Source organism: Flavobacterium sp. (assembly GCF_046317795.1).
GTDB lineage: Bacteria > Bacteroidota > Bacteroidia > Flavobacteriales > Flavobacteriaceae > Flavobacterium.
On the sequence record NZ_JBKCVI010000084.1, the window covers coordinates 1 to 8,203 of the forward strand.

The window sequence follows — 8,203 nt, forward strand, 5'->3', positions numbered from 1 at the left end:
GATCTAGTACAGTGTTGTCTCTAGCTTCCATAATTTTTTCTTATAAAGCTATAAAAAAACCTCTGTTACAAAACAGAGGTCTTATTATAGTTATTAATAATTAATTGTTAATTATTTTATTTTAAATACTACTTTACGAACTAAGCGTCTTGCATATTCAGAGTTTTTATCAACTGAATTGTCTACACCGTTTCCAACAATATTTAACCTAGAAGCATCAATTCCTGATTTAACTAAAATGTCTTTAACATTTTGAGCCCTGTCAGATGATAATTTATTGTTGTAATCTGTATTACCCAACTCATCTGCGTAACCAATGATATCGACAGATTTAGTTGGATTATTTCTTAAGTAATTCAAAATAAATCCTATATTATCTGAAGACCCATTAGTTGGTTGTCTTTTATTTTTATCAAAATAAGCAGCTACATAACCCTCATTAATAAATTGCTCTAACATACTTTCATTGATAGCATTTTTATTATTATCGTTATTTGTACTTATAGAATTATCTACATATTTTTCTAACTGATCTGGAACTCCATTATTATTTTTGTCAACCATTCTACCTTTAGTATCTACAGCAACACCAGCAATAGAGTTGTTTTCAACATCTAAATAATCAGGAACACCATCTTTATCAGAGTCATTCATTAATCCTTCAATTTCACCAATTTTATTATTAAGTGAGTCAAGTTTTGCATCATTTTTATCTTTAATAATAGCCCAATCTCCGTGAATTTTTCCTTTTCCTAAAGCTACAGAAAGTCCAATAGAAGTTCTTACTAAACTCCCAGTTAAATTGTTTTTTGCTTCTGAAAACGTAATTCCGTCCCAATTATAGTGTTGTCTAACATTTGAATTAACTGTAAAATCAGCAAATACACTTACGTTTTTAAAAATTCTAATTTGAGGTGATAATCCAAGTACAGCACCGCCATTCCACTCTGTTTTATCTTGAGGACCCATTCCTGGTGTCATACTAGAAACATTAAATCCAAAATGAAACAATAAACCAAAGCGACCTGATTGCTGTTGAATATCAAATAATCTTACCAAATTAACAACTCCTTCCGCAGTAAATTGATTATGTTTCATTTGAAAAGGTAAACTACCCGAACCATTTTGTTCTTGTAGATTATCAATATTAACATTGGCTTTTATACCAAACTTTGGACTAAACATATATCGTGCACCTAAACTAAAGGTATTGATAGCTATACCACCAAAAAATGTCCCTGGTTTATTTCCATAATATCCATCAGTATATGGTTTTGCGCCTTTGGACTGTCCAAAACTTGCCTCAATAGACCATCGGTTGAAAGATTCCCCAACCAATTCTTTATCTTGTTCTGCTGCTTGAAGCTCTAAATTATTTTTATTTTTGTCATTTTTCTTTTGTGCATTAATAGCTAACGAAAAGCATAAAATGGTTAAAAGTAATAGTAATCTATTTTTCATAATTATTGTTTTGAATATTATTAACAAATTTTAAAATATGCACAAATATATGGTTTTAGTATTAATATGCAATATTTTTTTTAAAATCAAAAAATCTAAAATTAAATAATCAATGAATTTTATTCCACAAAATCATTTTTCCCAGATGGCATTTCATAAATTTCTAAAGAAAAATAAGGTATTGATGCAAAAATATGGTCAAATATATCTGCCATAATAAATTCATAGTTTTCAAATCTTTTATCATTGGAAAAAGCATATATTTCTAAGGGAATTCCCTGAGATGTAGGTTGCAACTGCCTGCAAAGGAGTATCATTTCCTTATTCAATCCCGGATATTGGCTTAAATACTGTGTAATATATTTTCGGAATAATCCAAAATTTGTCATGTTTCTTCCATTAATCATCAAAGATTTATCAACTTGATGTGATGTATTGTATTTTTCGATTTCTATTTGACGCTTTTCAATGTAAGCACTAATTAATTGAATTTTTTTTAGTTCGTTCAATTCATTATCTTTTAAGAAACGAATACTGTTTGCTTTAATTAATATGTGTCTTTTAATTCGTCTTCCATCTGAATTCAACATTCCACGCCAATTTCTAAAAGAATCTGAAATCATACTGTAGGTTGGAATTGTTGTGGTTGTATTATCAAAATTTCTAACTTTAACTGTTGCCAAATTAATTTCAATTACATCGCCATCAGCACCAAATTTGTCAAACGTTATCCAATCACCAATACGAACCATATCGTTTAATGAAACTTGTACACTCGCGACAAATCCTAAAATGGTATCTCTAAAAATTAAAATAATTATTGCCGATATGGCACCGAAAGTGCCTAACATTTTGCCAGTACTGATGTCAAAAATCTTCGAAACGATTATAACAAAACCAACTACCCATAATACAATCATAATTACTTGAATGTAACTATCTATAGGTTTATCACTATAGGAAGGATTTTGTTTTAAATAATCTTTGAGCGCATTAAAGACGGTTTTAATTATCCACAAACTTAAAAGCACAATATAAATCCCAACTAATTTCCCGAAAATAGACTCCCAGTAGACAAAATTCTCTAAAATTATTGGAACCGATTTATATATAAAAAGTAGGGGAATTAAATGCGCAATGTATTTTGCTGTTTTATTAGAAACCAATAAATCATCAAATTTTGTTTTTGTTTTTTTGGCTACAAAAATCATTGCTCTAACCAATACTAAGCGGAAAACTAAAAAAATAGAATATGCTAAAAGGGAAAGTATTAAAATATTTAAGAGTAAACTTAAATAGGATGAAAATGTTTCCCCAAAATCCCATTTCTTAAATAAAGGGTAGCTCCAGCCGAATACTTTTTCTATAATTTTATACATTTTTTACGTATTTTTTTTCTATATAAAAGGTCGCAAATGGCAAAAGCGAAGCCAGTTGAACTAAAAACAATTCTTTTATATTCCAATTCTGAATATTGCGAATTAAGAAAGCTAATGCAACATATAAGATAAACAATATTCCGTGAGCCATTCCTATTGGAAATAATAAAGTTTTATACAATTCAATATTCGACGGCTTAATGATTAACATATTAAAGAAAAGTGCTAAATAGGATATCCCTTCAGCTATGGCAGTAAATTTAAAAAGTTTGGTCATGATTTTCAATTTGATGTCAAAATTAAGTAATAACAGCAACAAAGAAACTAAAAAGCGGTTACTTTTGCTTACATATAATTAAAATGAGCAAAAGAGATTTAAAAAAATACGTAAATGAACTTACTAAAGAACAACTAGAAGAGCAAATTATCGAGTTGTATCATAAATTTAGCGATGTAAAAGTATACTATGATTTCGTTTTCAACCCCAATGAAAATAAACTTTTACGAGAAGCAAAACTCAAAATCTCCAATGAATATTTCCCTATCAGAGGGAAAAAACCAAAAATGCGACGTTCAATTGCACAAAAATTCATCAAACATTTTTTAACGCTTGGTGTCGACAGTTTTTTAATTGCTGACCTGATGATATATACTATAGAAATTGCTCAAACATTTTCATCAGAGAAAACTATTAAACAAGAATTGTTTTTCAAAAGCATGTTGTCTTCTTTCCAACAAGCAGTAAGTTTTTTAATAGAAAACGGAATTTTACATGATTTCAAAAGTAGGGTAGTGGACATAAAGGACCAAGCCATTAAACAAGATTGGTTCAATAGCTATGAATTTAATGCTATTATAGAAAGATTTGAATATTAATTTTTTGTAAATAAACTATTTAGTTTTGGTGAAAAGTGTTTTTTAGGTGTACTTTTGCAAAATTGTAAAAATCGTTATGCCTCAAAAAGATTTTAATATCGAAATTGAAGAAAAAAAGGAACTCTACGGTTACCAAAAAGGAGATATTGACAAGATATTTGAACGTTTGGACAATGCGCCTAGCGATTATCATTTACTTTACCAATTGCCAACAGGTGGAGGAAAAACCGTTATTTTTTCTGAAATTGTGAGACGTTATTTATCAAAACACAACAAAAAAGTAGTTGTTTTAACTCATAGAATTGAACTCTGCAAACAAACTTCCAAAATGCTAAAAGGGTTTGATGTTAAAAACAAAATTATCAATAGTAACATTAAAGAACTACCAGATCAAGATGATTATTCTTGTTTTGTTGCAATGGTTGAAACGTTGAAAAATAGATTGAATGACGAAAAATTAATGATTGACAATGTTGGATTAGTTATTATTGATGAAGCACATTACAATTCATTCAGAAAGTTATTCAGTCAGTTTAAAAAATCCTTCATACTTGGTGTAACAGCAACACCTTTGAGTTCAAATATTAAGCTTCCAATGCATCAAAATTATAATGAACTAATAGTGGGCGATACCATTCAATCTCTTATAGAAAAAGGGTTTTTAGCAAAAGCAACAACATATAGTTATGATGTTGGGCTAACGTCTTTAAAAGTGGGTATAAATGGCGATTATACTGTAAAATCTTCGGATGATTTATACATGAATATGGTTATGCAGGAAAAGTTATTGCATGCATACACGGAAAAATCATTGGGTAAGAAAACATTAATTTTCAATAATGGAATCAATACTTCATTATATGTGTATGAAACCTTTAAAGAAGCAGGATTGCCTATTAAGCATTTGGACAATACAACTTCGATAGAAGATCGAAAAGACGTATTACATTGGTTTAAGAAGACTCCCGATGCCATTTTAACTTCGGTTGGAATACTAACTACCGGATTTGATGAACCAACGGTAGAAAGTATTATTTTAAATCGCGCTACTAAATCATTGACATTGTATTTTCAAATGATTGGTCGGGGTTCTCGAAAATTACCTCATAAAGATAATTTTATAGTTATCGATTTAGGAAATAACGCCTTGCGCTTTGGTTTATGGAATGATCCAGTTGATTGGCAACATATATTTAAATCACCTGAATATTATTTGGAAAATCTTAGAGATGATGCTGAAATTGAAAATAATTTCAAATACGTGATGCCAGATGCAATTAGAAAGATGTTTTCAAAATCAACTGAAATTACAATTAATATTGAAGAAGAATTTAAAAAAGTAATAGCACAAAACTTGCGATCCAAAGAAGTTATTGAAAAATCGCTAAATCAACACGCCTTAATGTGTGTTGAAAACACAACAGAGTTAACTGCAGCAAGAATGCTTTCAAAATTATTAAACGATGATATTGAAAGTCGTATTAGACGTTTTGTAAATTGTCTTGGGAAAACTAGTAAAAATTATAGAGAATGGTTAATTGAAGATTATAAAACCAAATTATCATTAACAATAGGAAAAAAGTATAGAGAGTTAAATTTTTAGAATTATTAATTCATATAAGGTTACCTAATAAATTGTTTTATTGTTATTTAAGTATTTTATCTTTATTAATTCGTGGCCTTATTATATGAATTATAATTTATATTATGTAAAATAGATATTTTTACAAAACATCCTACTTTCTCTCAAAATATAATTATAAAATGTTTTAAACAATTATACAATTTTGGGAAATGCTTTATTATTTTTGTAGCAAGTAATAAATAAATATTATTTAGAGAAATAAAAACATGAGTAATTCAATTGCTGAAAATATTGCTATTTTTTTAAAAGAATATGCGCCATTCAAATATTTGAATTTTGAAGAATTAATTCAAGTTGCTACCAGTATTGGTGTTGTTAATTTAGAAAAACACAAAGTGTTGTTTCAAATAAATGACAAGCTTCACGAATCATTTTATGTTGTTGCCTCAGGAGTTATCAATCTTTCTGTTATTGCTGATTCGGAAGAAACATTACTCAATAAGTGTTATGCTGGAGATGTATTTGGACTGCGTCCTTTTTTTGCAAAGAACAATTACATGATGACTGCGAAGGCACGCGAAGAAAGTATAGTTTACGCCATACCAATTAAAGTTTTCAAACCTTTTGTTGCACAGAACCCTCAAGTACTGGATTTCTTGCTAGAGAGTTTTGCTACAAATACAAGAAACCCTTTTGACAAAGAAAACCGTGGCAAACTAATAACTGATAATGTATACACTGATGTACAGTCAAATGAGTTTCAGTATTTTCAATCACTTACCTACAACAAAACTCCTCTAAAAGTCAATAAAACATCAATAGTAAAAGACGCTGCACAACTTATGACTGAAAACTTGGTTGATAGTGCTATTGTGGTGGATCAAAACTATCCTATTGGAATTGTTACGGATACTGATTTTAGAAATAAAATTGCCAACGGTAGATTTCCGATTACTGCTACTTTAGACAAAATCATGTCTTCACCAGTAATTACAGTTCCAGAAAATATTTCTGTTGCAGAATCTCAATTATTGCTATTAAAGTATAATGTTAGTCATTTATGCGTAACAGTTGATGGTTCAGATAAATCAGAGGTTAAAGGTATAATTTCTGAGCATGATTTAATTGTAGCACAAGCTAATAATCCTGGAGTATTAATTAAGGAAATCAAACGCTCTTTATCTCCAAAAGAATTAAAATCAGTTCGTGAAAAGTTAACAGAATTAATACAATCATCACTAGCTAAAAATATTCCACTACCACATATTTATAACATTTCCGGTGAAATTATTACGGCAATTATCAAAAGAGCTGTTGAATTAGCAATACTTGATTTAGGTTCTCCTCCAGCCCGATTTGCATGGTTAAGCATTGGAAGTCAAGGACGAAAAGAACAATTATTATTAACAGACCAAGACAGTATTTTGATTTTTGAAGATGTTGCTGCCGAAAAATACAGAGATGTCAAAGATTACTTTTTAAAATTGGGAAAAAGGACTACCGAGATTCTTGAAAAAGTTGGTTATAATTACTGTCCAAATGGCCATATGGCAAGTAATATGCTTTGGTGTAAGTCCTTATCCGATTGGATTAAACAATACAATAGTTGGATGAAAACTCCGGGTGAAAATTCAAATGATATTAGTAGTATATTTTTTGATTACGAAATTGCTTTTGGTGAAGGAAAAATAGAAGATACCATTGCCGACTTAGTTTTAATTAATTCTAAAAACAATGCTTTATTTTTTGATTATTTAGGTAATGATGCATTGCGAAAAAGCCCTGCACTTAACTTTTTTAAAAAATTTAATGTAGAAGAAGAAGGTGAAAATAAAGGTAAATTTGACATCAAAAACAAAGCTATAATGCCATTGGTTGATGGCGCTCGCCTTTTTTCGATTAGTTTAAATTTACGAGGCATAAATAATACCTTCTCTAGATTTAAACAATTGGCATTGGTAGATCCAAAATTTTCTGAAGTTTATTTAAATTGTGCCGATGCATTTTTAATTCTATCTAAATTTAGAACATTAGAAGGTCTGAAAAATGATAATTCTGGTGACTTTATTAATATTGACGAATTAACAAAAGTTGAAAAAGAAAGATTGAAAAATGCACTCATGCCAATGAAAGAATTAGAAGATTTAATCAAAGATAAATTTCAATTAACACAATTTTCTTAACATGTTAGATTGGATAAAAAATATCAATAAAGAATACCCTGAATTTTGGAAATCGTATATAGCAAAATTTGAAACAAAATCAAGTCGGTATGTCATTCTATCAACTGAAACAACAGGATTAAATCCCAAAAAAGATGTTATATTATCATTTGGAGCTATTGCAGTTGTAAATGATATAATAAGAATTGGAGATAATTTTGAAGTAGTCATTTTACAATATAAATACCTTCATGATCATGGATTGTCTAATGAATTTTTAATCGAAAGCAAATTACCAAAGTTTGCCGAATATCCAGCAATTCAAGCCCTTCTTGATTATATAGGTAATGCTGTTTTGGTTGGACATCGCATACATTTTGATATTGAAATGATTAATGATGTTTTGGAAAAAATGGAATGTGGAAAATTAAAAAATGAAGCTTTAGATATAGAGATTATGCATCAAAAATTACTTGATATTACTAGTAAATCTTTTTCTTTAGAAGACTTAATTAAACATTATAAAGTTCCTTTAAATGATAGAAACTCTGCTTCTGATGACGCGTATTCAATAGCATTACTCTTTTTAAAATTAAAATCTAAATTGGGGTTTAAATAACAAAAACCCACTCCATGGAGTGGGCTTTTCCGATCTGTCAAAATCAAACAAAACAATAATCAAACTATTTTATGGTTACCCATGTTTATTATTTTTTGATAAACATGTTAGTGTAGTATTT

General features: G+C 29.1%; 7 protein-coding genes. 4 read left to right on the plus strand and 3 right to left on the minus strand.

What is annotated here, in order from left to right; translation table 11 throughout:
• Window positions 1-111 precede the first annotated feature (111 nt).
• The 3 genes from ACK5ON_RS04910 to ACK5ON_RS04920 all read right to left on the minus strand — a co-directional run bounded on the left by ACK5ON_RS04910 (window position 112) and on the right by ACK5ON_RS04920 (window position 3,117).
• Window positions 112-1,461, minus strand: a complete 1,350-nt coding sequence (locus ACK5ON_RS04910; protein ID WP_409820430.1) for an OmpA family protein — start codon at window positions 1,459-1,461, stop codon at window positions 112-114.
• Between the two features lie 119 nt (window positions 1,462-1,580).
• Entirely contained in the window at window positions 1,581-2,840 is a 1,260-nt protein-coding gene (locus tag ACK5ON_RS04915; RefSeq protein WP_409820433.1) for a mechanosensitive ion channel family protein, read from the minus strand.
• A complete protein-coding gene (locus ACK5ON_RS04920) occupies window positions 2,833-3,117 on the minus strand; it encodes a DUF3817 domain-containing protein (protein WP_396175226.1) in 285 nt (94 codons plus the stop codon). Before ACK5ON_RS04920 ends, ACK5ON_RS04915 begins: the two co-directional genes overlap by 8 nt.
• A gap of 83 nt (window positions 3,118-3,200) precedes the next feature.
• On the opposite strand from ACK5ON_RS04920, the gene ACK5ON_RS04925 reads away from it, so the two are divergent.
• The 4 genes from ACK5ON_RS04925 to ACK5ON_RS04940 all read left to right on the plus strand — a co-directional run bounded on the left by ACK5ON_RS04925 (window position 3,201) and on the right by ACK5ON_RS04940 (window position 8,082).
• Complete coding sequence (locus tag ACK5ON_RS04925) at window positions 3,201-3,716, plus strand: DUF6155 family protein (protein WP_409820436.1); 516 nt, start codon at window positions 3,201-3,203, stop codon at window positions 3,714-3,716.
• A 76-nt stretch (window positions 3,717-3,792) separates the two neighbouring features.
• Window positions 3,793-5,319 (plus strand): DEAD/DEAH box helicase, encoded by a 1,527-nt coding sequence (locus tag ACK5ON_RS04930; protein ID WP_409820438.1) that lies wholly within the window; start codon window positions 3,793-3,795, stop codon window positions 5,317-5,319.
• Between the two features lie 248 nt (window positions 5,320-5,567).
• Window positions 5,568-7,484 (plus strand): DUF294 nucleotidyltransferase-like domain-containing protein, encoded by a 1,917-nt coding sequence (locus ACK5ON_RS04935; protein ID WP_396175220.1) that lies wholly within the window; start codon window positions 5,568-5,570, stop codon window positions 7,482-7,484.
• A 1-nt stretch (window position 7,485) separates the two neighbouring features.
• Window positions 7,486-8,082: an exonuclease domain-containing protein gene (locus ACK5ON_RS04940; RefSeq protein ID WP_409820440.1), complete on the plus strand. Its 597-nt coding sequence runs from the start codon at window positions 7,486-7,488 to the stop codon at window positions 8,080-8,082.
• Window positions 8,083-8,203: the final 121 nt, after the last annotated feature.